Here is a 25,083-nt window from a genome sequence, read left to right on the forward strand (position 1 = left end):
ATGAACCGAAAGTTCGACGCTCACAAAACACCGAAAGCTGTCACATACCCAATTTGCTGAAGCGAGACCAACTGGTCGCGACTCAGTACCCGAATTTCTTGACGACCATAGAGCATTGGAACCACCTGATCCCATCCCGAACTCAGCAGTGAAACGATGCATCGCCGATGGTAGTGTGGGGTTTCCCCATGTGAGAGTAGGTCATCGTCAAGATTAAATTCCGAAACCCCTGTTTGCTAACGCAAACAGGGGTTTTGTTTTGGGCGGTTGAAAAGCCGGCTGCCTCTGGGACTCTCGCTTAAATAACGTGCCGTTGGGGAAATCAATGCAAAATGTTTCTGCATTTTTGGTATGGTGCAGCACATTTTCACAAGGACTGATCGTTACCCGCAGGAGGCGGCGTCGCTATTTTCCAACGAGATGCTGTAGAAATGCCTGAACCGATACCTATCAAAGATCACGAAAAAGAAAACCGCCTGGTCAACAAGCGCTTGCTGGCCTGTGCACTGCTAGTGGTAGGCATCACCTGTGCCCTGGTGGGGCGTATGTATTTTCTGCAAGTGGTGCAGTACGACTACCACTCCACGATCTCGGAAAACAATCGGGTTCACGTACTGCCGATCACGCCAACTCGCGGCTTGATCTATGACCGTAATGGTGTAGTCCTGGCCGACAACCGTCCGAGTTACAACCTGACCATCACCCGTGAACGCACCACCGATCTCAAGGGTGAGCTGGACGCGATCGTCAATCTGCTGCATCTGCCTGCCGAAGACCGAGCGATGTTCGATAAGGCGCTTAAGCAGGCTCGTCACCCGTTTGTTCCGGTCACGTTGTTCTATGAGTTGAACGAAGAACAGATCGCCGTTTTGGCCGTCAACGAGTTCCGTCTACCAGGGGTGGACGTCGAGCCCCAGTTTGTCCGCCACTACCCGCTGGGTGCGCACTTTGCCCACTCCATCGGCTATGTCGGCCGCATCAATGAGAAAGAATCCAAGACCCTTGATTCCGTGGAGTACCGCGGTACCCAATCCATCGGTAAAACCGGGATCGAGCGTTTTTACGAGGCCGAGCTGCACGGCCATGTCGGTTATGAAGAGGTCGAGACCAATGCCCAGGGGCGCGTACTACGCGTGCTCAAGCACACCGATCCGATCCCTGGCAAAAACATCGTCCTGAGCCTCGACGTCAAGCTTCAGGAAGCCGCCGAAGAAGCCCTGGGCGACCGGCGTGGTTCGGTCGTGGCTCTGGACCCGCAAACCGGTGAAGTACTGGCTATGGTCAGCAAACCGAGTTTCGATCCGAACCTGTTCGTCACCGGCATCAGCTTCAAGGAATACGCCGCGCTGCACGATTCCATTGATCGGCCGCTGTTCAACCGCGTGCTACGTGGGCTCTATGCGCCGGGTTCAACCATCAAGCCGGAAGTGGCGATCGCGGGTCTCGACAGTGGCGTTGTTACCCCGCAAACCCGGGTGTTCGATCCCGGTTATTACCAGCTGCCGGACTTCGATCACAAATACCGCAACTGGAACCACAGTGGCGACGGTTGGGTAGACATGGACGCCGCCATCATGCGTTCCAACGACACTTACTTCTACGACCTGGCCCACAAGCTAGGCATCGATCGCCTGCACGACTACCTCGCCGAGTTCGGCCTTGGTCAGAAGGTGTCCCTGGACATGTTCGAAGAGTCCGCAGGTCTGATGCCCTCTCAAGCCTGGAAGCGTGCGACCCGTCGCCAGCCCTGGTTCCCAGGCGAAACCGTGATCCTCGGCATCGGCCAGGGCTATATGCAGGTGACGCCGCTGCAACTGGCTCAAGCCACCGCATTGATCGCCAATAAAGGCATCTGGAACCGTCCGCACCTGGCCAAGACCATCAACGGAGTGCCTCCGGTGGATGAGAACCCGATGCCCAACGTAGTCTTAAAAGATCCGCGTGATTGGGAGCAGGTCAACCATGGTATGCAATTGGTGATGCACGACCCACGCGGTATCGCCAGGGCGGCAGCGCAAGGCGCCCAATACCGCATCGCCGGCAAGAGCGGCACCGCCCAGGTAGTGGCGATCAAGCAGGGTGAGCGCTACAACCGCAACAAGACGCTGGAGCGTCATCGCGATAACGCCTTGTTCGTCGGTTTTGCGCCGGCCGAACATCCGAAAATCGTGATTTCCGTCATGATTGAAAACGGTGAGGCCGGAGGCCGTGTGGCTGGGCCGGTAGTGCGGCAAATCATGGATGCCTGGTTGCTTGATCAGGAAGGTCATCTCAAGCCGCAATATGCGACGCCAGCCAAAGCGCCAGGCGACCCACGCGTCTGACTCAGGCCTGCCACTCGACCCAGCGCTCTACGCCGTCATAGGCCAGCCATGGCACCTCATGGGCCATCCAGATATGCGAGGTGGGCCTGACGCCGGGATCATCGTCCAGCGTCGCCACCCGCACGATCACGTGGGGCTGATGCCCCCGTTCGGCAATCAGATGTGAGCCGCAGCGCGAGCAGAAGCGTCGGAGTTTCCCCGGCGAGGATTCAAAGGATGCCAAAAGCTCTTCACCGTGCGTCCAGCGAAAATGCTCGCGCATCACCCCGGCAGTGGCAACAAACGCAGCTGCGTGTGCTTTGCGACAGCTGTCGCAATGGCAGTGGCTGATGGGCATGTCCAGGCTGTCCACCTGATAGCGCACACCTTTGCACAAGCAACTTCCATTCAATGGGTCAGTCATAACCTATGGCCAGGTCAAGGAGGGGGTCATCATCATCGCGCACAATGCAAGGTTGCGCATTGGTCGATGTCGCCTACTGTTCAAAGAAGGAGGTGACTCATGCACGTATTAGATCGAATCGAACGCAAAGTCCTGCTCAATGCATCGCGTAAACAGGTTTGGGAGGCTCTCACGGATGCCGAGCAATTTGGCAGTTGGTTCGGTATCGCGCTCAAGGGCAAAACCTTTGTTGCCGGGCAAACCATCGAAGCGCCAATTACTTACCCAGGTTACGAACATGTAGTCTGGGAGGCCAGGATCGAACGCGTCCTGCCGCAAACCCCGTTCTCTTTCTGGTGGCATCCTTTCGCAGTGGAAGAGGGCGTCGACTACGACAACGAAACACCGACCCTGGTGGAGTTCACCATCGAGGATCGCGCCCCCGGCATCCTGCTGCGGGTTGTCGAATCCGGTTTCGACCAGGTTCCCGAGGCGCGGCGCCAGAAGGCGTTCAAGATGAACTCCCGTGGTTGGGATGAGCAGATGGGCAATATCGAAACCTATCTGAGCGAAACCCGACCAGTATGATGGTGGGCAAGGGGGCAGATCAGCCCCCCAACGTAATCACGTTCTAGAAATCAATCGACGCCGACAACTTCGCCACTCGCGGATCACCCTGGCTCAGGAACCCGCCCTGGGCTGACTCCCAGTATTTCTGGTTGGCGACGTTCTCTACCGTGGCACCCAATGTCACCTCGCGCTTGTCCACGGCGAAGGTGTAGCGCGCACCCACGTCGAAGCGGTTCCAGGCCGGCAGGCTCAGGTTGTTGGCCGCGTCGGCGTACTGCCCGCCGGTGCGCAGCATACGCCCGCTGAGGCTTACGCCTTGCAGGCCGGGCACATCCCAATCCACCCCGGCATTGAGTTGGAATGAGGGTACGCCAATGGCGCGGTTGCCATCGTTGGCGCCGTTGAGGGTACCCTTGAGTTCGGTTTTCATCAGGGTTACCCCGCCCAGCAAGCGCAGGCCGCTGACCGGTTCGCCGAATACGTTGAGCTCGACGCCCTTGTTGATCTGCTGACCTTCCCGCACATAACGGGCGGTGGTGGCGTCGATGGCTTCGGCATAACCCGCGCCGGGCTGCTCGATACGATATACACCCAGGGTCGCGCCATAGGTGCCCATGTCCACTTTGACACCCGCTTCGATCTGCTTGGACCGGGCAGGCGCATAAGCTTGCCCGCCACCGATGACCGTCAGGTTGCCTGATTTGAGCGGCGACGTCGGGCCCTGAGCCAGGCCTTCAATGCGGTTGGCATACAGAGATACGTGCTCCCACGGTTTGAACACAATGCCGTAGACCGGTGTGGTGATCGATTCGTCATAGTTGGCGGTGCGGGTACCGCTCATGTAGTTGTAACTCTGCACCACCATCTGCTGGCGACGTGCACCAACGGTCACTAACAGGCGGTCATCGAAGAACCCCAAGGTGTCGGATACCGCGACGCTGCGCACGAATGTCTTGCCGGTGATGGTCGGATCGCTGAAGTCGGTGCCTGGGGTATTGCGTGGGCTGTTGAGGGCCGGCGGCGCGCCGGTTACGGGGTTGTAGATATTGGTCGGGTTTTTTGCGCTGGCGAATACATAGGCGTTGCGCGCCTCGGTCCAGATGCCTGCCAGGCCGAAGTTAAGCCGATGGCTCACTGGGCCGGTGTGGAACTTGCCATTGAGGCCACCCATGGCACTGGTATTGTTTTCTTCGTGGGCGATAGTCGAGCCGCTGGCGCTGGCATTGCCGAGATTATCGCTCAAGGTCACCGACGAGTAGCGCCCCATTTCACGGCTGTGCTTGGCACCGGTTGCCGCGTAGGCGGTCCAGTTTTCATTCAGGTCATATTCGGCGCGCAGCATCCCCAAGGTGTCTTCAAGGTTGGTACTGCTCCAGCTTGGCGCGTAGTTGGTGTCTGCCGACGGCGCATCCGGCACCTGGGTGATGGTGCCAAGGAACACCGAGTTACGCCCACCGTTGATACGCTGCTTCTGATACACAAAATCACCGGACAGCCGCAACGCATCGCCGCGGTAATCAAGGCCGACGGCAAACAGCTTCGAACGCTGGTTTTCATCATCAATCCCGGTATCGCCTTCGCGCTGGGACAGGTTGACCCGTGCGCCAAACCGGTTGTCTTCGCCGAAGCGCTGGCCAATATCCAAGTGTTCGCCAATCCGCCCATCACTGCTGATGTCGGTACTGAAACGACGCAGTGGCACATCATCGGCGCGCTTGGGTTGCAGGTTCACGCCGCCACCAATCCCCGAGCCGGTGGGGGTGACGCCGTTGATAAAGGCGTTAGGGCCCTTGAATACCTCCACGCGCTCCAAGGCGTCAGTGGAAATGATCTGGCGCGGCAGGACACCGTACAAACCATTATAGGAAATGTCATCGCCATTCAACGGCAGGCCACGAATCATGAACGTCTGTGACTGGTTCGCATACCCCGAGGCCTGGCGCACCGAGGAGTCATTGAGCAACACGTCGCCGACGGTTTCCGCCTGCTGGTCGCGAATCAGCTTTTCGGTGTAGGAGGACATGCTGAAGGGCACATCCATGATGTCCTGGTTGCCCAGCACACCCAGTTGGCCGCCGCGTGCAACCTGGCCACCTGCAAACTCAGGGGGCAGCGCCGTGGGCGCGGGTGCTTGGGCATTGATGTTGGTGGCGCCCAGTTCCAGCACGTTGTCTGCGGCCTCGGGGGTTGCCGCCTGTGCAGCAAGGCTCACGGAGCAGCAAAGGGCGAGCAGGGTCGGGCGAAATGGCGCAGCGAAAAGATTGCAGAGGGGCATGGTCGATCCAGACGGCTAACTTATGAGGAAGGGGGCAGCGACGTTGCGCTTCCTCACTGCGCGGATACGACTCCGACGCAAATGATAGTGATTGTTATTAATGTCCTGCAACAAATTTATTCGATTGCGCACTGCGTGTGCGTTTACCCGACGCGTTTGCCCGGATGCCGAGTAGAATCACGCCCTGAAAGCGATTCCTGAGGTGCGGTACGGTGGATTTACAGCAGGGTTTTGTCCTGACCCGGCATTGGCGCGATACCTCGTTGGGCACGGAGGTCAGTTTCTGGCTGGCCACCGACCACGGGCCTCGGTGTATTCGCCTACCCGTGCAAACCTCGGTGATGTTCATCCCCGAAGTCCATCGCAAGCCGCTTGATTGGCTGCTCAAGGGCGAGCGCGATCTTGAGCTGCGCCCGTTGCAACTCTGCGACTTCCACCATCGCCCGGTCCTGGGCCTCTATGCCCGCCAGCACCGCCAATTGATGGACATCGAAAAGCGCCTGCGCAGCGCCGGGGTCGATGTCTATGAAGGCGATGTGCGACCGCCCGAGCGCTACATGATGGAGCGCTTTATCACAGCTCCCGTGTGGTTTGGCGGCACTGCGGATGCCAGCGGTACCTTGCTGGATGCGCAGATGAAGCCCGCGCCCGACTACCGCCCGCGCTTGAAGCTGGTGTCCCTGGACATCGAAACCACCGCCCAGGGCGATCTGTATTCCATCGCGCTGGAAGGCTGCGGCGAACGCCAGGTGTATATGCTCGGCCCGCCAAACAAAACCGATGCCGTGGACTTCAAGCTCGACTACTGCGACACCCGTGCGCAACTGCTCGAACGCCTCAACCAATGGCTGGCCACCTTTGATCCCGATGCGATCATCGGCTGGAATGTGGTGCAGTTCGACCTGCGCGTCCTGCATGAGCACGCCCAACGTTTGAACGTGCCGCTGTTGTTGGGGCGTGGCGGTGAAGCCATGACCTGGCGCGAGCACGGCAGCCGCAATCACTACTTCGCGGCAGCGGCGGGGCGCTTGATCATCGACGGGATCGAAGCACTGCGCTCGGCGACCTGGAGCTTTGAATCCTTCAGCCTGGAAAACGTCGCACAAACCCTGCTCGGCGAAGGCAAGGACATTTCCACCCCGTACCAGCGCATGGACGAAATCAACCGCATGTTCGCCGAGGACAAGCCCGCCTTGGCGCGCTACAACCTCAAGGACTGTGAGCTGGTCACACGGATTTTTGAAAAGACCGAGTTACTCAAGTTCTTGCTGGAGCGTGCCAGCGTCACTGGCTTGCCGGCCGATCGTAACGGCGGTTCGGTCGCCGCCTTCACCCACTTGTACCTGCCGTTGATGCATCGCCAGGGTTTCGTCGCGCCGAACCTGGGCGACAAACCGCCCCAGGCCAGCCCTGGCGGGTTTGTCATGGACTCACGCCCGGGCCTCTACGAATCGGTGCTGGTGCTGGACTACAAAAGCCTTTACCCATCGATCATCCGCAGCTTCCTGATCGACCCGGTGGGCTTGATCGAGGGCCTCAAGCATCCCGACGATAGCGACTCGGTAGAGGGCTTTCGCGGCGCACGTTTCTCCCGCACCCGGCACTGCCTGCCGTCCATCGTCACTCGCGTATCCGAAGGCCGTGAAGAGGCCAAGCGCGAGCACAACGCGCCGCTGTCCCAAGCCTTGAAAATCATCATGAATGCCTTCTATGGCGTGCTCGGCTCCAGTGGCTGTCGGTTCTTCGATACGCGGTTGGCGTCGTCGATCACCCTGCGTGGGCACCAGATCATGCGCCAGACCCGCGAGCTGGTGGAGGCCCAGGGTTATGAAGTGATCTACGGCGACACCGACTCCACCTTCGTCTGGCTCGGCAGCGCCCATTCTCCGCAGGATGCCAATCGCATCGGCCAGGCGCTGGTGCAGCACGTCAATGATTGGTGGCGCGCCCACCTGAGCACGGAGTACGGCCTGCAAAGCGCCTTGGAGCTGCAATACGAAACCCACTTCAGCCGCTTCCTGATGCCGACCATCCGTGGCGCGGAGGAGGGCAGCAAGAAGCGCTACGCCGGTTTGGTGGTGCGCGACGATGGCAGCGAAGAGATGGTCTACAAAGGCCTGGAAACCGTGCGCAGCGATTGGTCGCCTCTGGCCCGGCAATTCCAGCAGGAACTCTACCGGCGCATCTTCCATCGCCAGCCCCATCAGGACTACATACGCGACTACGTGCGCCGTACCCTGAGCGGCGAGTTCGACGAGTTGCTGATCTACCGCAAGCGCCTGCGCCGCCCCTTGCACGACTATGAACGCAACGTTCCGCCCCATGTGCGCGCGGCACGTTTGGCCGACGAGTACAACGACCGCCTGGGGCGCCCGCGCCAGTACCAGCGCGGTGGCTGGATCAGCTACGTGATCAGCGTCAACGGCCCCGAACCCTTGGAAGTGCGGCAAGCGCCCATCGACTACGACCACTATGTGACCCGGCAATTGCAGCCCGTTGCTGACGCGATCTTGCCGTTTGTGAATGATGACTTCGGTACCCTGGTGGGCGGGCAGATGGGGCTATTCTAGGCAATGGACCACACTGTCCCTATCGCCCATCGCTCAGGAGGCAACGCCCATGTACACACTTTATGGCACCGACGAATCCGGCTCCTGCATGATCGAAATCGCCCTGCAGCGCTGCGCCGTGCCGTGGCATCGCGTGGACGCCAGCTCCTGGCAGGACGGCGAGGGCAGCGACGCTCTTGCACGTATCAATCCACTCAAGCAGATCCCCACCCTGGTCACCCCCAATGGCCAGGTGCTGACCGAAAGCGCCGCTATCCTGATCCACCTGGGCCTGGAGTACCCCAAGGCCGAGTTGCTGGCCGGCGATCGTGCGCAGATCCTGCGCGGGCTGCTGTACATCGCCGCCAATTGCTATTCGGCGATCGGCATCATCGACTACCCGCAACGCTGGTTGGGTAATGCCGATGAGGCGCAGCAAGCGCAACTGGTCAGCGGCACACGGCGCTACCTGCACCAGGCCTGGGTCGTGTTTGCCGATCAGTTTGCCGACCAGCTGTTTACCCCGGGCAATGTGCCGAATGCACTGGGCATCATGGCGGCGGCGGTGTCGCGCTGGGATGACGCGCGCGAGGTGCTCGGCAACCTGGCGCCGGGCTTTGCACAGAGCCTGGAGCGGGTAGACGCCGACCCTGTCGTGGCCCCGGTTTTTGCCCGTCATTGGCCGCAGTGGACGGTCTCGTAACCGGAAGAAACAATGCTCCGGCCACTGTCCAAGCCCTTGCGTAGCGGGCGTCCTGACCTACTCTTCTCAAAGTGATGTAGGAATCATCCTTGAATTTGACTGTCGCAGACATGAAACTCAAGAACCCTGCATGGAATTCAAAGGAGGTGCGCATGCTCATCCGGTCGCTGACCCTGGCTACCTTGATGGCTTTTACGGGGCCGTTGTTGGCCGCTGATGATAATCCGCTCAAGCAGGAGTTGGGCAAGACGCGCCCGCTGGTGGTCGTGGAGCTTGATGCTGGAAACCCGACACTGGCAACGCTGAAGAAACAACTGGAAGAGGCTGCCACCAAGCAGTCCTTCGAAGAGCGCAGCATGGTGTTCTACACCGTCAAGTTCGGTAGCATTGGCGCCGAAGGGGAGAAGTTCGCCAAGGACCCAAAGGACAGCAAAAAGCTCACGCCGCCTGAAACCAACGCGCTGATCCGTGCCCTCAAGCTCGGCGTCGGCAGCGGCACCAAGGTGATCCTGATCGGCAAGGATGGTGAGAAGAAAGTTGAGAAGACCGTCCCGCCGGATACCCTCGACCTGAAGGAATTTTTCAGCACCATCGACCAGATGCCGATGGCCGAGAAAGAAGCGGCTGCTCCGGTTGTGCCAGAACCGGCGCCTGCGCCTGGCAAGAACGCTACCAAAGCGGGTAAGGCAACCAAGCCGGCTGCGCCTCAACAGTTGGATGACTGAGTCCGTGCAGGAGCTGGCTTACCAGCTCCTGCGCAGGCCATTGCGGTGGTGGCTCCAGTTCACTGTTTCCACGGCTTGAACCACCCAGCCAACCCTCCCAATACCAGGGCAGCCGCCAAGGTACTCAAGCCCAGTTGCCACCCATCATTGTGCAGCGGGTGCAATATCACGGCTGCAAAACCCAGTAAAACCGCACTCAGCCCCCATTGCAGCGGCCAGCCCAGTTGCCCAAGCAATTGCTGGCGCTGCATCAGCAGCAGGTTGGTGACGATAACCCCGCCCAACGCCGCCAGGGCGATACCCGGCAAACCCAGAAAGTACGGCAGCAGCACCAACAGCAAAGCGTTGACCCCGCTGCCCAGCAATTCGCAGCGCAAGGGCAGGCGCGTGTCGCCGCTGGCATAGGCGTAGCGGGCGAGCATAGCGTTCCAGGCGCCGAACACCAATGGCGTCGCGAACCAGGCCAGCAGGGCGGGCAGTGGGCTGTCGGCGCTTTGGGCGGGCATCAGCAGATGAATCAGCACCGGGCTGGCGCCGATCAGGCCGAGGGCGGCCGGCAGGCTGAGCAGGGTCGCAGCATCCAGGCCTCGGCGCAGCAGGGCCAGGCGCTGCTGGCCTTGTTCGCCGCTCATCATGCCCAGCAGTACCTGGTTGAGGCTCATCAGGGCGATCAAGGGCAGATTGATCAGTTTGCGTGCAAGGTTGACCCACGTGACGGCGCCTTCCCCCAGGTAACTGGCGATCAATCGCTCAAGCAGCGCCAAACCCTGGCTGGCGATATTGCTGGCCAACAATGGTCCGATGCGCCCCAACAGTTCGCGGCCCGCCAGCTTGTCGCCAGTGACTTGCCACGGCCGCCAGCCGAAAGACCAGACCGGCGCCAGCAGCGGCAGGCACATCAACACACTGCCGGCAAAAAAGCTCATGGCCAGTTCGCCGCTGTCGCTTGCGCTGCCGCGGATAAACAGGTACAGCACCGGCGGCAGGTTGAACAGCAAAGAGCCCAGCCCCGGCAGCACAAAACGCTGGCGTGCCTGCAAGGGAATACTGAACAACCCATGCATCACCAGGCCCGGCGCACAGGCCGCCAGCCAGCGCAAGTTAGCGGCAGCTTCGGCATGGGCTGCGGCGTCCAGGCCGGGGCCGATCAGGCGCACCCACAGCGGCGCGCCCAGCGCCAATACGGCAAACAGGGCCAGGCCTACTCCCAGCAGGCGTGGAGAAAGGCTGGCCAGCCAGGCTTGCTGGCGTTGTGGGTCGCGTTGTTGATAGAGGGGCAGGGCAGCCGCCGCAAGCAAGCCGGCGGCCAGGGTCATGCGCAACGCTTCGGGCAAAAACACCGCCACCAGAAACCCGTCGCTGCGGCTACCTGCGCCCCAGGCCGCCACCAGCAGCCATTCGCGGGCAAAACCGGCGACCAGCCCGGCGAGGGTCGCGACGGTCAGCCAGAGCGTGCTGCCGAACATCAGTGGAACAGGGTGAACAGGCCCTTGCCACCCACCTTATAGTTCAGATCATGGCAACGTTCGCCCATGATTTTGGCCCCGGAACCGCCAATGATTTTATAGGGGGCCACAGCCTTGGCCACCACGGTATTGGCGCTGATCACCGAACCATGACCCAGGTGCGTGCCGTAGCCGATCAACGCCCGGCTGCCGATCCACACATAGTCGTCGATGTAGATCGGCCCGGAAATCGACCAGAACTCCGGTGCCTGCAAATCATGACTGCCGGCGATGATCAGCACGTGGGAGGCAATCGCCACGTGGTTGCCGATCACCAGCCCGGCGCGGGCGTCTACTTGGCAATGCCAACCGATCACCGTATCGTCACCGACTCTCAAGTTGTGGATGCCCAACACTTCGGTGTTACGCCACAAGCTTGTGCCCTTGCCGATCTTCGCGCCGCCCAGGCGCAGCCAGGCAATGCGCACATGGTGGCTGGGGATCTTGTTGATCAAAATGTTGTAGGCCATGTCCCAGGCGTTGCGCCAGCGATCCTTGATCGTTGCCCAGTTTTTGCCATAGCGCGGCAACAGCTTGCCCGGCAGGTCCTGTTTCATACGGCGGAACAAAAGGCGGGCCACCGGGTGCTCAAGGGCGGGTTCCAGGTCGATGGAGTTTATCCAGAAGCGCTTGTTGTCGCCTTCGCCCTCTTCAAACACCACGTCGTTGGCCAGGCACCAGTCCAGCGCCTCTTCCAGGTCCGGCAGGCTCACGCCCAGTTCAGCGGCCAGTGTGGGGAGGCGATCGCGTAAATCGGTGGAGTGAATCATCCGGTGCTTCATGGTTGGTTATCCTTTGGCGCAATAGCAGCAACAGGGGCGGTAATGGAGGGGCGCAGACGCACCTGTTGCAGGCTCATGCCCATCAACAGCCAGAACAGCGCGATCAGTACAAAGGTGAAGCTGAAATAGTGGTCGAAAATCCCCGTCAACAGCGCTGCCATCACGCCGCAGATACACCCCAGCCACAGGGCGTTGTCGGCGGTGACCTTGCGCACCTGGCCCAGGGGGCGCACTTCACGCCACCACAACACCGTGACGGTGATAAACAACAGCATCCCCGGAATGCCGACCTTGTAGATGAAGTTCAGCCACAGGTTGGAGATGCCCAACAGGTTGGTGCCGGGTACGGGTGGGTCGATCTTGAAGCCGATCCCCAGGGGGTATGTCGACATGGCCTCGGGGAATCTTGCGTACTCGTCGAAGCGGATTTCGGTACTGGCATTGGTGGACGAGAAGATGGTCAGCAAGCGCTCCTGCAACGGCGGATAGAACATCACCAGCGCAACCCCAAACGCCACGCCGATACCGATGATGCGCCCGCTGTTGGGTACGCGCTTATAGGTCAGCCAGATCAGCACCAGCGCCAGGGCCACGATGGCGCCACGGGAAATACTCAGCAGCAGGCCGGCGCAACCCAGCACCGCCACCGCCAGGCCCAGCGCCCGGCGCCAGCCGCTGCGGGTCCAGCCGTAGAACAGCGCCAGGGGGATAAACAGCACCAGCACGCCACCCGTCAGGTTTGGGTGCACCCAGGGCGAGGCCATGCGCGTGTAGTTGGCGGAAAAAATATCCTTCACCGCTTCCGGGTGGGCGTACTTGAGGTCGGTGAGCACCTCGATCATCGACATGGCGTTGCGCGTTTTCAAAAACATGAAAATCGACAGCAACAGCATCGCCAGGTTGCCCAGCAGCAGGGCGACCACCACCTTGTCGCGGTCGGCGTCGGTGCGCAGCAGCAACGGCACGATAAACAGCAACGACAGGTTCATCAGCCAGCGTACCCAGTTCACCGGCCCGTTGCCTTCGGCATGGATGATGACCATGCCCCAGATAAACGGAATAGTGCTGAACAGCATCAACCACATCAGCGCGCGCTCGGTCGGACGCCACAGGATCAAGCCGCGGGTCTTGCCGATAAACGATTGCCAGAACACCCCGACCCAGGTCAGCCCCAACACGGCTTCGCTGATGGTGGTGCGGATCCCCAGTTCCAACGTGGTGTAGGGAATGCTGGTGGCCAACACCGCGAAAATCAGCAAGCCCCACAGGGGAAAGCGGATCAGGGTCAAGGCCACACCCGCGCCGGCCACGACCAGCAAGGCCTTGATCGGCGACAGGGCCAACAGCAAAATGCCGAAGACCAGGCCCAGGAGCAGACTGATGAGTTTTCCTGGCAGCATTAGCGGTCCAATTCCTTGAGCAAAGTATCCAGGCGCGAGCGATAGGCCGGTTCGGCAAATTGCCGGGCCCAGGCGCGCTGCGTTTCGGCGTCTGCCGTGTCGCCCGCGGTTGCCAGTTGCTGCATGACGTTCTGCAATTGCCTGGCATCGTGTGGGTCGAAGCGCGGGGCGCCGGGCGGCGCGACTTCATCCAGGGCGGAACCGCGTGCCACCGCCACCGGCGTGCCCACACTCAAAGCTTCCACCACCGGCAGGCCAAAGCCCTCGGCATAAGACGGCTGCCATAGGCAGTCGGTATGACGGTAGAGGGCTTGCAGTTGGCCGTCCGATAAGCCGCTGCACCAGTGCAGGCCCGGCAGTTCGCCAAGGGCGGACGGTACATCGCTGGCGTGGCCCACCAGTACCAGGTCCGGCACCTCAGGGTTCGCCGCACGGCAGGCCTGCCATTGACGCAGGAAAAATGCCATGTTCTTGCGCGGCTCCCGTGTGCCCACCACCAGCCAGTAACGCGCCGGCAGGTTGTCTGGCAGCGGCTCTGGCGCTGCATTCAATTCGGGCACCAGGTTGCTCAACACCCGGAACTTGGCCCGGGCCCAGGGGAATACGCGGGCGGCTTCGTTGCAGGAAAACTGCGAAGGGCACCACACCCGGTCAGCCTGCCACACCGACCAGGCAATCGAGGCGCCGTCGATCAAACGATAGGCCAGGGCCTTGAGCCTGGAGCGATGGAAGTTACGCTGAGTCAGCTGAAACAGGTCATGCAGCACCAGGACATAACGGGTGCCGGCGGGTTTGCGGCACAGCGGCAAGCCCATATTGGCCGTGGCGATGTGCAGGTCGATCTGTTGCTCGTGCAGGGCTCTGGGCAAAAATTTGCGCTCGAACCGCAAGCGTACCTGCGGCCGTTGCAGGCCATCCAGCGGGCTGGCCCAGGGTGGGCAAATGGCGGTCTGGCGTTGCGGGTGGTCCAGGGGCGCCTCAGTGAACAGCACCACCTCGGTGTTGCCCCGCGCGCGCAGGGCATCTTCCAGCGCCAGGACCTGGCGGGCGATGCCCGACGAGGGCGCAACCGTGGCGGGGCGATAGTCCAGGGCTACGCGCATGGCTGAGACTCCTTAGAGGCGATCAAGGTGCGGTAGATGTGCTCCAGTTCGTCACCGGCCACCGCCCAGTCGTGGTAGTGCCGCGCATAATCGCGTGCCGCATCGGCCAGTTGCCGGGCCAGCAGCGGCTGATCCAGCAGACGCACGATGGCGTCGGCCAGGGCCTCGGCGCTTTCGCCCGCGAGGTAATGCGCCTGTGGTTGCACCGCCAAACCGGAAACACCCTGGGCCGTGCTGACCAGCGGCAAGCCGGCGGCCATTGCCTCCAGCACCTTGAGCTTGGAGCCGCCGCCATGGCGCAACGCGGCGACAAAACCGGCGCAGCGCCGTTGCAGGGCGCACAGATCAGGAACAAACCCCAGCCACTCGACACGTTCATCCGGCCAACGGTCGCGCCAGTGTTCGGGCAAGCCGTAACCGGCCACCGCCAGGCGCGCGTTCGGACACTGCAGCCAGACCCGGGGGAATATCTCTTCAAGCAACCACTGCACAGCGTCCAGGTTCGGTGCGTATTCGTAATTGCCGACAAACAACAAACGCTGGCTCTGCGTATCGGCACTGACCTGGGCGAAGGCACGGCTGTCGACGCCATTGACTACCACGCTTACCGGCGTTGCAGTCAACGGCCGCATGGCCTGGGCGTCCGCGTCGGTCACCGCGATCACATGGGCGGCGGCATCGAACGCCTTGCGCTCCCATTGCCGGCAGCGCCATTGGTCGTACTGCACGAACGGCGCAGCCCACTTGGGAAAACGGTCATAAGTGGCGCCGCCCAGGCTTGATTCCAGGTTGTGCTCGGTCAGCACAAACTCGCGCTGGCGCTGCTGCAAGGTGCGCAGAAACGGTTGCAGGCTGTAGCTGTGTTCCACTTGAATCACGTCCCAGCGCTCGTTCAACAGTTGCGCAAATTGGGCTTGCAACGGTGCCGACAGGCCATTGACCGTGGTCAACAGCGGCCACGGTGCGAATACGCCCGCGAGCAGGGTCATCGGGTGTTTCAGCGGCCGGCGCGGCACCACGATCAGGCGTTCGAGCAACGGTTCAAGGGCTGCGTGCACCGCGTCATCGGCCGGTGTCTTCGATTGCGCCAGCAGCGTGATGCGATGCCCGCGCTCACTCAAGGTGCGCAGCAAATGATACTGCCGGGTCTTGCCGCCGCTGGTGGTCGGCCACGGCAGGTAGGGCACAATCCATAGGATTCTCATGTACAGCTCTCCATGCCCGGGGCTACCACACCAGTATCTGCAAACTCGGCTTCACCGCTGGGCGAATACCGTTGTCGTCGTTCAGGGGCTGCCGAGTTCCGGTCAGCGGGTCCAGCAGTTCTGCGTGTTTGATGTCCGGCAGGCTGATGCTGCTGCCTTTGGCACTCCAGTACATCAACAGGTGTTTTCCGTCAGGCCGAGTCCAGGCCACGCTGTAGAAACTGTCCGGCACATCCTCAAGCTTGGGCGTGGTGCCGGGTTTAAGGGAGGGGCCGGTGATCTCGAGGAAGCGGGCGAGGGCGGTGTAGACCGGCTTGGGTTCGCCGTCCAGGTTCAGCAGGCCGTAATGCTGGTCGCGTGGCGAGGCGCGTTGGTCGAGGTCGGACAGCGCGAACAGGAAAATCTTCTGATAGTCCTGGGACGCCATCAACGCCAGGCGGCGCAAGGTGTAGTCGGCCTGCCCGTCGATACCGATCAGGTCCTGCATCTCCTTGGGGCCGGCATAGCTGGACCAGCCCCACTCGGTAGCCCATACGTTCTTGATGCCGGCGCCGTGCAGCATGGTATTGAGTTGATCGCCGCGCAGCAGCACTTCGTTCTTGCCCGGTTCATCGGTTTCCGGGGTCATCGAATAAGGGTGATAGGCCGCGACCATGCCCAGGTTTTGCACGCCCAGCGCGCCAAGCGCTTCGAACATCAGGGTTTTGCCCCGCGGCGGCATCTGGCTGTAGTACGCCATGCCGCCCATGACCTGCAGTTTGCCGGGCGCGGCAATATTCAACGCCTGGTGACTGGCCAATAACAATTGCCCGTACTCCTTGGCGTTGACTTTGGGGCGCCAGTTGTTCGGCAGGTTCTGCTCGTTCCACACCTGCCAGGCATCGATATTGGGGTAGCGCTTGGCCAGGAGTGCCAGGCGCAGCGCGTAGATTTCGGGGTCCCGCGGGCGATACTGGTCCTGGAACTGCGCGCCCTTGGGGGCGGTGGTGATAAAGGGCGCCGAGCCCACCAGGTAAAACGCCGAGCGGATTTTTTCAGCGCTCAGGGTGCGGTCCAGTTCATCGAAGGTGCTGAGTTGATAGCCGTCTTCTGTGGGCTCCAGGCGATCCCAGTGCAGGTCGACCCGCACCCATTGCAACCCAAGTTTCTTGTATTGCTTGATCTGCTGGCGGTACTGCTCGGGCGTGAACCACAGAAAGTGCGCGTTCACGCCAAGGAAGTCCTTCCATACCACAGTGCGCTCCGGGGCCAGATTCACCGGCTGCGCATCGACTTTTTCACTCGACAGCAGGGCGCCACCCACGGCGATTGCCAGCACCAGCGGCAGATAGCGCCACATCGGGCGAACAGATGAAATATTCATCGCAACGGCTCCTCACAAGCATCCCGAAATAATTCGGCAAAACGTTGGGCCGTGGTGGCCCACTGGCGTTGGTGGCCGATTTCCGCTGCCCGGGCAGCCCATTGCCGGGCCTGCTGCGGGTCGAGGATCAAGCGGTTCAAGGCGTTGCTCAAGGAATCGATATCGCCCTGCTGATAGGTGATGCCATTGCCGCCGGCCACCTCTTCAGCAAAGGCACGCGCATTGGAGGTGATCACCCCGCGCCCGCAGGCATTGGCCCACGACAGCGCGCCACTGGTGCCACGCATCTGTCCCAGGAAACCGAGTTTTTTCGATTCACGGTAGGGCAGCACCATCACATGGTGCGCCTGGATCGTAGCGGCGATCTGCGCCGATGGCAGGTCCAGCTGCCAGTCCACCACATCCTCCAGGTGCAGCGCGCTGATCTGTTGGCGCAGGCCGTCGAGGTAGTTGCCGGCCGGGTCGAAGGTCATTTCCGGGGCGGTGCCGCCGGCCAGGGTCAGGCGCACCTGGCCTCGGCATTGCGGGTGAGCGGCCAGTGACTGGGCCAGGGCCTGGAGCAGATCTTCAATGCCCTTGCCGCGATAGATAAAGCCGAAATACAACAGACGCAGCGGCGCAAGCGGCGGCAAGTCCTGGGGCGCGATGGGCAGGTTGCCGTGAGCAATCACCGCCACTTGCTGCGGGCGCAGGCCCATGCGTTGGCGCAGGCAGTCGCCTCCCAGGCGGGTGAGGGTGATCAGCCGGCGCATACCTTTGGCCAGGCGTCGTTCTTCGTGCAAGGTCAGCGGGTCGGCCAGCAGCGCCGCCGCCTGGGGCAGCGGGTGGGGCAGGCGTTCGAGCAGGGTCAAGGGGAAAAACAGCTTGGCCCGGCGCCAGATCAAGCGCTCCGGGTCATGCACCGTGGCAGTCAACGGCAGTTGTGGGTGTGCCCGGCGCAGGTAGTCAAGCGCCTGGAACTCACCGAAGCGCCCACCTCCCAGTTCGGCATGGACCAGGTCCACACCGTGCCAGTCAAAGACTTGCAAGCGCCGCAACTGTTCAGCCAGGTCCTGGCAACCCGCGAGGGGGGTCACCACTTCAAGGCCCAGTTCGATCAACGCGTTGCGCAAATGCGCGGCGTAATCGGCGATTCCGGTCTGCTCCGGCGGCAGAGGTGCCAGCAATGCAATACGCATCAGGCCGCACCGCGCCAGCTGTTGATCCGCGCCAGGACCTTGGCCGGTACTTCGAAGCGGCGGCGGTTGAGGATCATGCCGTCGACTTTGCCGAACGCGGTGGTCAGCAGCGACACCGCGTTTTCGATGGTCGGTACGGTACTGGTGCGGGCTTCGATCACCAGCACGATCTGGTCGGCACGGCGTAGCGTCAGGAAGGCCTGTGGGTTGGACGACAAGGCCGAGGCATCCAGCAACAGCACTTCACCCGCCGTGGGCGCGTTCGCCCCGTCGACCGAGACGCGGTGGCCACGTTCTTCCAGCAGGCGCTTGAGCTGCTCGATGATAAACGTCACGCCCTCGCCATGCCGCGCCGAGGTCAGGCCCAGGGCAAAGCCTTCACTTGCGATGCGCTCCAGGGGCAGCAGGCTGTACAGGCGATAGAGGCTGGCGGTGACGGCGGCCGGCGTGGCGTCTTGCACGTCGGGGATGCTGCTCCACAGCGGCACCTGGAACATCTCCTGCAAGCGGGTGCCATCGTGGATGCGCTGGTCCAGCAGGTACAGCACATAAATGGTCAAAAAGCCCACGGCTACGCCGGCGGGAATGGCGAACAACAGAATCAGCAGGCTCTTGGGAAACACACGTGACGGGTTCAGGGTGGCGTGTTCGATCAGCGCGATGTTGCTGATCTGGCTGTTGTCCAGTTCGTGATCGATACGCGCCTGTTCAAGATTGTCCGAGTACAAGGCGTAGCTTTTTTCGGCGGCGCGCAGTTGTTGGCTCAGCTTGTTGAGTTCCGGCTCATCGGTCATCGCCTTGTCACGCTGGTCACGCAGTTCGGCGAGGGTCTTGTCGTAGTTCTCGATTTCCCCGGCCAGTTTGCGCTCTTGCAATTGGGCGTCGATCACTTGCTGCTTGACGTTGATCACCAAGCTGTTGGGCGCAGTGTTTTGCGAGCGTTCCAGGCGCGTAGCTTCCTGAGCGCTGAGGGCTTCAATGTCGCGGATGTTCTGCTCGATCTGATTGACCTGCGGCGTGCCCGGCAGGTAGGTGCGCAACAGGCGTGCGCGTTCCACTTGCAGCGCATTGAGCTGGCGCTTGAGGTCCAGTTGGGTGGGGTTGAGGCTGGTTTCGCGCATCGTCACCACGTCTGCCGGCTGGCTCTTGATCTGCTGGCTGGCATTGGCCAGGAGGCTGCGAATGCCCGAGATCTGGTTCTGTGCGCTGACCTTGGCGTCGGTGACACGGTCGATCTGACTGGTGAGGTTCTTCAGGCGCGCATCGACACTGATCGAATCGATCTGCTTCAAACGGCCTTGCAGTTGGTCCTTCAGGCTTTGGATATTTTCCGCCACCTTGGCGCGTTCGGTTTCGTAGAAGGTATGCAGGCTCTTGCGCCCGAGAATCCGCGCACGTTCCTCAAGGTAGGCGTTGACCCATTCCTCGACGATTTTTTGCGCCACCGCCGGGTCGTCCCAAGTGAAGGAAATCTCGATCACCGAAGAGCCCGGCTCGTGACCGGCTTTGAAGTTCTTCTCCAGCGAGGTCGCGAGGCGCTCCAGCGGGCTTTGTTTCTCGGCAAGGCCCACAAACTGCAGCACACTGCGTATGCCATTGATGACTTCGCCAAGGCCCTTCTTGATGTAGAACTTGGTGACCTTCCAGAAGCCCTGCGGCGGCTCGGAGGTCATCGCCATATAGCGCTCGGCAACGATATGCACGATGGGCCGGCCCGTGAGCATTTTTTCTTCGTCGACAATCGGGTCGTGCTGGGTGCTCGGGGCAATCAGCGTCTGGCGGTTGCCGGCTTCGATCGGCACGGTGGTGTTGTCCCGCCCCGGCTTGACCAGCAAGCGCGCGTCGGACTCGTAGCGAGCCGGCAACAGGAAGGCACCCAGCACCGCGACGACGATCGTGGTGATCACTGCCAGTTTGAATTCGCGGCGGTAGATGAAAAACAGCCGCAGCAGGTCGCGAAGAGAGCGGATTTCGATCACAGGATCACTCCATTGCATATGGGGTTTACGAAAGACGGGAACGCTTGGTTCGAGTGATACGACGCCCGCTTCATAATCCTTGGCCTGCGTTGATGGTTGGGTTGTTGTAGATGGTGTTGCCGCTGTTTTTCACGTCGCTCTTGTTCAGGTCGTAGTTAAAGCCCACGCCAATCCCTTTGTTGATGGGAAACAGCTTGGTGAAGTACATATCCACGGCTTCCACCGTCGCGCCGATGCCCGACTGCGGCACAAAGATCAAGTCGCCGCGCTGCAACGCCACCCGCGGGTGATTGGGGTTGGTCAACATGCTCTCCAGGCTGATGAAGTACGTCCTGTACTTGCCATCTGGCCCGGTGCGCAGCAAGGCCACGTTGGAGGCATCCGCCGAGGGCAATACACCACCGGAACTGAGCAGCGCCTGCTCGACGCTGACGTTGCCGGCCAGGTCGAAAAACGCCGGGTTGGACACCGCGCCGCCGATAAACACCTTGTTGCTCGGTGCGCTGGCGATGTTCACCGTCACCGCCGGTTCGCGGTAGATGCGCTTGTACTTCTCGGTGATTTCCTTGCCCAGGTCTTCGGGCGTGCGCAGGGCGGCCTTGACCCGGCCAATATTGGGCACCGAGATCACGCCGTCGGGGCGCACGACGAATACGGTCATGTCATCGGCCGCCGCCGGTTCCTGGGCATCGCGCACGATCCGCAGCGAGTCGCCGGTCTGGATCAGCACCTGCGGTGGTGGCAGGTCGGCCAGGGTCAGCGCCGCTTGATGGCCGGCCTTGAGCGTATTGTTGTCAGGAAGCGGCACCCGCGCGGGGGTCGAACAGCCCGCCAGCCAGATTGAGGCACTCAAGAGGCTGAGCAGGGTAAGACGGGAACGTCGGTTGGTAGTCTTCATGACAGCTCAAGTCCAGTAGGTGGAAAACATGCCCAGGCGCCGTTTAAGCGAGTTGGGCAAGTGGCGTTCAAGGTGGCCGAGGCGATAACCCAGCAATTTAAAGGCGCTGCGCACCACCACTTCCGGCGCACGGTGCAGCGCGTTGGCCTCGCGCAATGCGCGCAGTTCGGCCAGCACATAACGTTTACCTTCGCCGCCGGCGTCGCCGAACGCCTGGCGAATCCACGCCTCGCGGCCGTAGAACACACCGATATCGAAGTAGCGCTTGAACTCGTCCAGCAAGCGGTAATCATGGGAGTGATAAACCTGCGCGCTGGCGGCGTAGCGCACCTGGTAGCCGGCCAGCAACATGCGTGCGGCGACGTAGGCGTCTTCGCTGCCAATCACATCCTGGGGAAAACCACCCACCGCCTGCAGGGCGCTGCGTCGGTACACCGAAAACGAGTCGGAGCTGAAGCAGGTTTTGATCCCTAGCTGCGGTGCATCGGCCAGGCTTTTGCTGCGGCTGGCCGCCGGGTAGTTGAAGTGCCGCGACTGTGCCCCCAGCACCCCTGCACCGGGGTGCGGCAACTGCCGTCCATAGGCCACGCCATTGAGCGGCTCCAGTTGCAATTCGGCGATCAGGTTGGCGAAGGTCTCGGCCGTGGCGGGGATCGCGTCCTGAGTCATGACGATCAAAGCGTCGCCGCCCACCTGTTCACTGGCCCAGCGCCGGGTGCCGCCGTGGTTGAAGTCGCGGGCAGCAATCACCTCCACGCGCGCGCCAAACTCGCGAAAACGCGCCACGGTGTCATCGCTCGATGCGCTGTCGACCACCAGCATCTCGTCCGGTTGCAGGGTCTGCATGCGCAGCGCTGGCAGCAGGCGGTCCAGATGGCTGGCCGCGTTGCGGGTGGGGATGATCAGGGACGTGCGCATCAGGGTTTCTCTTCCACCGGCGCGCGGCCGTAGATGTCGTCATAACGCACGATGTCGTCTTCGCCCAGGTACTCACCGCTCTGTACCTCGATCATCACCAGATCGATGATGCCGGGGTTGGTCAGGCGGTGTTTGTGGCCGGCGGGAATATAGGTGGACTCGTTCATGTTGAGCAGGATTTCGCGCTCGCCATTGGTGATCATCGCTGCGCCGCTGACCACTACCCAATGCTCGCTGCGGTGATGGTGCATTTGCAGGGACAGCGAGCCTTTGGGCTTGACCACAATGCGCTTGATTTTGAAACGCGTGCTTTCTTCCAGCACCGTGTAGGTGCCCCACGGGCGGGTGACCGTGCGGTGCAGACTGAACGCCGGGTGATTCTGGCGCTTGAGTTCGGCGACGATATAGCGCACGTCCTGGCTGCGGTGCGCGTCGGCGATCAACAGTGCGTCCGGGGTGTCGACGATGATCAGATCGCGCACGCCCACTGCACCGAGTACCCGCTTGGGCGAGTCGATGTAGCAGTTATGCACGTCGTGCAGGATCGCCTCGCCATTGATCTGGTTGCCATTGTCATCACTGGGGGTGAGTTGGCGCAGCGCTTCCCAGGAGCCGATATCGCTCCAGCCAATGTTGCAGGGCACGACCGCGACCTTTGCGGATTTTTCCATCAGGGCCACGTCGATGGAGATGTCCGGCGCGGTACCGAAACCTTCCGGGCTCAGCTCACGCTGGCGACTGCTGCTGTTCTGCAGGCTCTGGCTGTGCTCGAGTGCGGCCTTGGCAGCGTCCAGGACTGCCGGGGCGTGGCTGGCCAATTCTTCCAACAGGCTGGCCGCCTTGAAGCAGAACATGCCGGCATTCCACAGGTGCTTGCCGCCGTCCAGATAGCCTTGGGCGGTGGCCAGATCGGGCTTCTCGACAAAGCGCCGGACCTGAAACCCGGCCCCCAACGCTGCGCCTTGTTCGATATAGCCAAAGCCGGTTTCGGCACGGTCAGGCTGAATGCCGAAGGTCACCAGGTAACCGGCCTCGGCCAGCGCACGGGCTTTTTCCACCGCTTGGGCGAAGGCCGTTTCATCCAGGATCAGGTGATCGGCGGGCATCACCAGCAACTGTGCTTCAGCGCCGAAATGCTCCTGCACATGCAAGGCGGCCACGGCGATGGCGGCGGCGGTGTTACGGCCAAACGGCTCCAGCAGCAGCTCCAGGGCCAATCGCTGAGTGTTCACCGCACGGTAGTCGTCGAGGGTGCGAAACAGCAGGTCGCGGTTGGTCACCGTCAGGATGCTCTCCACCCCCGGCAAGTGACTGGCGCGCAGGAAGGTCTTTTGCAGCAGGCTCTGGTCATCGCGCATGCGCATGAAGGGTTTGGGCATGTTCTGCCGCGAAACCGGCCACAGCCGCGTGCCCGAACCACCGGAGATGATGCACGGGATCAATCCGTTAAGAGGGTTCATCAATAGACTTCCTTGGTGGAAAGGACGGCCGGAACCGTCATGAAAACGATGTACAGATCCAGCCACACCGACCATTTGGCGATGTATTCCAGGTCGTATTCGACGCGCTTCTGGATTTTGAACAGGGTGTCGGTCTCGCCACGGTAGCCATTGATCTGTGCCCAGCCGGTGATGCCTGGCTTGACCCGGTGGCGTGAGCTGTATTCGCTGACCGCTTGCTCGAACGGAATCCCGGCGGCCTTGGTGGCCGTGGCGTGGGGGCGCGGGCCGACCATCGACATATTGCCCAGCAGCACGTTGAACAGTTGTGGCAGCTCATCGATGCTGGTCTTGCGAATGATCCTGCCTACCCGGGTGATGCGCGGGTCCTGGCGTGTGGTCTGGTTCTCGGCGTTGAGGTCGGTCTGTTCCACGTACATCGAGCGGAACTTGAACACCCGGATCAGGTTGTCGTTGTAGCCAAAGCGCTTCTGGCGAAACAGCACCGGGCCCTTGGAATCGAGTTTGATCGCGATGGCCGTCGCCAGCATCACCGGTGACAGCAACAACAGGCCGAGGCTGGCCAGCAGCAGGTCTTCGCAACGCTTGATAAAGGGCGACCAGCCGCGCAGCGGCAACTGCGAGGTGTTGAACATCAGGATGCCGCCCACATCGGTAATGCGGTTATGCCCATAACGCAAGGCCGCCATGTCGGGCACCAGCATGACGTTCACCGACATCTGCCGCAGGCGTTTGACCAGCCCGTTGATACGCTGCTCGGCGGCCCAGGGCAGGGTGATCATGACTTGGTTGACCTGTTCGGAGCGGATCAGCTTTTCCAGGTCGCGGGTATTGCCCAGCAAGGGCAGGCGGCTCAATTCCTTGGGAATGCGCTCGGTACGGTCGTCGATAAAGCCGATCAGGCCGGAACGGATATCGCTGTTGCGCGACAGGTGTTCAGCCACATGCACCGCCGTCTCGGTAAAACCCAGGATCACCGTACGCTGCAAGAATTTGCCGTTCTTCATCAAATGGCGATACAGGCGCAGCATCAATATCCGCTCCACGCCAAACAGCACCAGGCTCATGGAGAACCAGGCCGCCAGGTTGCGTGGGCTCAACTGTGGGAACAGGAGCAGGATCTGGTACATGAACAGCAGGATGCAAAACGCTGAGACCCAGGCCACCAGCATCACGCGAAAACGCAGGCGATTGCTGAACAGATCCTCGGAGTACACCCCCAGGGCCTGGAACAGAATGATGGTCAAGAGCGCAAAGAATATCAGCAGGCCCAGGTAGTGGTTGCGCATGTGCTCGGCGACGGGTTCCGGGTAGAACAACAGGATAATTGCCGGCACCACAGCAGTGAGGCCGTGGATCAGTTTTACGAAGACGACAAAAAACTCAACGAAACCGGGACGAGTCAAAAACAGGCTATCGACCGACGATTTACCGCGCATAGATCAGATCCTCAATACACCACCAGAACGTTCCTATTCGTTTTGCTCATCCATAAGGCAGGTTTGCTTTACAAGTGGTGCAAATCGAACAACTGCAGTTGCTGGGTAATACGTAATGCCTGTTCAGACGCAGGAATTTACGGAGTGATGGCTAAATAGTGGCTTCCTTGAGGTTCCGTGTCAATGATTTGGCTTTTTTCGCCGCTGCCTTCAATGGCTCTCATGAGGCCCCCATGATATGACGATTTATTGACATGAGAGGCCATGCTTTCAGAAAAATCGAGAATCGATGATGGCTTTTTGGAGTGTAGGAACAAACGTGGGG

The 25,083-nt window shown here is 61.1% G+C and carries 19 protein-coding genes and 1 rRNA gene; 6 read left to right on the forward strand and 14 right to left on the reverse strand.

The window, feature by feature from the left end; all coding sequences use genetic code 11:
• Positions 1 to 97: 97 nt before the first annotated feature.
• Positions 98 to 213 (forward strand): 5S ribosomal RNA (gene rrf / locus PSEBG33_RS17235).
• A 218-nt stretch (positions 214 to 431) separates the two neighbouring features.
• The gene (gene mrdA / locus PSEBG33_RS17230; RefSeq protein WP_005786773.1) at positions 432 to 2,324 is read left to right on the forward strand and encodes a penicillin-binding protein 2; all 1,893 of its coding nucleotides are present in this window, start codon (positions 432 to 434) and stop codon (positions 2,322 to 2,324) included.
• Between the two features lies 1 nt (position 2,325).
• Here the strand turns inward: mrdA and PSEBG33_RS17225 are convergent, their stop codons facing one another.
• Positions 2,326 to 2,727, reverse strand: a complete 402-nt coding sequence (locus tag PSEBG33_RS17225; RefSeq protein ID WP_005786775.1) for a GFA family protein — start codon at positions 2,725 to 2,727, stop codon at positions 2,326 to 2,328.
• A 99-nt stretch (positions 2,728 to 2,826) separates the two neighbouring features.
• On the opposite strand from PSEBG33_RS17225, the gene PSEBG33_RS17220 reads away from it, so the two are divergent.
• Positions 2,827 to 3,294 (forward strand): SRPBCC family protein, encoded by a 468-nt coding sequence (locus PSEBG33_RS17220; protein WP_005786776.1) that lies wholly within the window; start codon positions 2,827 to 2,829, stop codon positions 3,292 to 3,294.
• Between the two features lie 43 nt (positions 3,295 to 3,337).
• Here PSEBG33_RS17220 and PSEBG33_RS17215 read toward each other — a convergent pair whose 3' ends face one another.
• On the reverse strand, positions 3,338 to 5,551 hold the full coding sequence (locus PSEBG33_RS17215) for a TonB-dependent receptor (protein WP_005786778.1): 2,214 nt from the start codon (positions 5,549 to 5,551) through the stop codon (positions 3,338 to 3,340).
• Between the two features lie 212 nt (positions 5,552 to 5,763).
• On the opposite strand from PSEBG33_RS17215, the gene PSEBG33_RS17210 reads away from it, so the two are divergent.
• The 3 genes from PSEBG33_RS17210 to PSEBG33_RS17200 all read left to right on the forward strand — a co-directional run bounded on the left by PSEBG33_RS17210 (position 5,764) and on the right by PSEBG33_RS17200 (position 9,528).
• A complete protein-coding gene (locus tag PSEBG33_RS17210; protein ID WP_005786779.1) occupies positions 5,764 to 8,121 on the forward strand; it encodes a DNA polymerase II in 2,358 nt (785 codons plus the stop codon).
• Positions 8,122 to 8,170: 49 nt separating this feature from the next.
• A complete protein-coding gene (locus PSEBG33_RS17205) occupies positions 8,171 to 8,803 on the forward strand; it encodes a glutathione S-transferase family protein (protein ID WP_005786781.1) in 633 nt (210 codons plus the stop codon).
• A 152-nt stretch (positions 8,804 to 8,955) separates the two neighbouring features.
• Positions 8,956 to 9,528 carry a DUF4174 domain-containing protein gene (locus PSEBG33_RS17200; protein WP_005786783.1) on the forward strand — a complete coding sequence of 191 codons (573 nt, stop codon included), beginning with the start codon at positions 8,956 to 8,958 and terminating at the stop codon, positions 9,526 to 9,528.
• Positions 9,529 to 9,587: 59 nt separating this feature from the next.
• Here the strand turns inward: PSEBG33_RS17200 and PSEBG33_RS17195 are convergent, their stop codons facing one another.
• The 12 genes from PSEBG33_RS17195 to PSEBG33_RS17140 all read right to left on the reverse strand — a co-directional run bounded on the left by PSEBG33_RS17195 (position 9,588) and on the right by PSEBG33_RS17140 (position 24,758).
• A complete protein-coding gene (locus PSEBG33_RS17195) occupies positions 9,588 to 10,994 on the reverse strand; it encodes a lipid II flippase MurJ (protein ID WP_005786785.1) in 1,407 nt (468 codons plus the stop codon).
• A complete protein-coding gene (locus tag PSEBG33_RS17190; protein ID WP_005786788.1) occupies positions 10,994 to 11,815 on the reverse strand; it encodes an acyltransferase in 822 nt (273 codons plus the stop codon). The genes PSEBG33_RS17195 and PSEBG33_RS17190 overlap by 1 nt, the downstream gene beginning before the upstream one ends.
• Positions 11,812 to 13,215, reverse strand: coding sequence for an O-antigen ligase family protein (locus PSEBG33_RS17185; protein ID WP_005786790.1), 1,404 nt, complete (start codon positions 13,213 to 13,215; stop codon positions 11,812 to 11,814). Before PSEBG33_RS17185 ends, PSEBG33_RS17190 begins: the two co-directional genes overlap by 4 nt.
• Positions 13,215 to 14,318 carry a glycosyltransferase family 4 protein gene (locus PSEBG33_RS17180; RefSeq protein WP_005786792.1) on the reverse strand — a complete coding sequence of 368 codons (1,104 nt, stop codon included), beginning with the start codon at positions 14,316 to 14,318 and terminating at the stop codon, positions 13,215 to 13,217. The genes PSEBG33_RS17185 and PSEBG33_RS17180 overlap by 1 nt, the downstream gene beginning before the upstream one ends.
• Positions 14,309 to 15,523 (reverse strand): glycosyltransferase family 4 protein, encoded by a 1,215-nt coding sequence (locus PSEBG33_RS17175; RefSeq protein ID WP_005786794.1) that lies wholly within the window; start codon positions 15,521 to 15,523, stop codon positions 14,309 to 14,311. The genes PSEBG33_RS17180 and PSEBG33_RS17175 overlap by 10 nt, the downstream gene beginning before the upstream one ends.
• Before the next feature lie 22 nt (positions 15,524 to 15,545).
• Entirely contained in the window at positions 15,546 to 16,886 is a 1,341-nt protein-coding gene (locus tag PSEBG33_RS17170; RefSeq protein WP_005786797.1) for a hypothetical protein, read from the reverse strand.
• Positions 16,883 to 18,064, reverse strand: coding sequence for a glycosyltransferase (locus PSEBG33_RS17165; protein ID WP_005786799.1), 1,182 nt, complete (start codon positions 18,062 to 18,064; stop codon positions 16,883 to 16,885). The genes PSEBG33_RS17170 and PSEBG33_RS17165 overlap by 4 nt, the downstream gene beginning before the upstream one ends.
• Positions 18,064 to 20,043: a GumC family protein gene (locus PSEBG33_RS17160; protein WP_005786801.1), complete on the reverse strand. Its 1,980-nt coding sequence runs from the start codon at positions 20,041 to 20,043 to the stop codon at positions 18,064 to 18,066. The genes PSEBG33_RS17165 and PSEBG33_RS17160 overlap by 1 nt, the downstream gene beginning before the upstream one ends.
• Positions 20,044 to 20,113: 70 nt before the next feature.
• Entirely contained in the window at positions 20,114 to 20,941 is an 828-nt protein-coding gene (locus tag PSEBG33_RS17155; protein WP_005786802.1) for a polysaccharide biosynthesis/export family protein, read from the reverse strand.
• A gap of 6 nt (positions 20,942 to 20,947) precedes the next feature.
• Positions 20,948 to 21,859, reverse strand: a complete 912-nt coding sequence (locus PSEBG33_RS17150; RefSeq protein WP_005786804.1) for a glycosyltransferase family 2 protein — start codon at positions 21,857 to 21,859, stop codon at positions 20,948 to 20,950.
• Positions 21,859 to 23,319, reverse strand: coding sequence for a mannose-1-phosphate guanylyltransferase/mannose-6-phosphate isomerase (locus PSEBG33_RS17145; RefSeq protein WP_005786806.1), 1,461 nt, complete (start codon positions 23,317 to 23,319; stop codon positions 21,859 to 21,861). Before PSEBG33_RS17145 ends, PSEBG33_RS17150 begins: the two co-directional genes overlap by 1 nt.
• Positions 23,319 to 24,758, reverse strand: a complete 1,440-nt coding sequence (locus tag PSEBG33_RS17140) for an undecaprenyl-phosphate glucose phosphotransferase (protein ID WP_005786808.1) — start codon at positions 24,756 to 24,758, stop codon at positions 23,319 to 23,321. The genes PSEBG33_RS17145 and PSEBG33_RS17140 overlap by 1 nt, the downstream gene beginning before the upstream one ends.
• Positions 24,759 to 25,083 lie beyond the last annotated feature (325 nt).

Source organism: Pseudomonas synxantha BG33R, from assembly GCF_000263715.2.
In the GTDB taxonomy this organism is placed as follows: domain Bacteria; phylum Pseudomonadota; class Gammaproteobacteria; order Pseudomonadales; family Pseudomonadaceae; genus Aquipseudomonas; species Aquipseudomonas synxantha_A.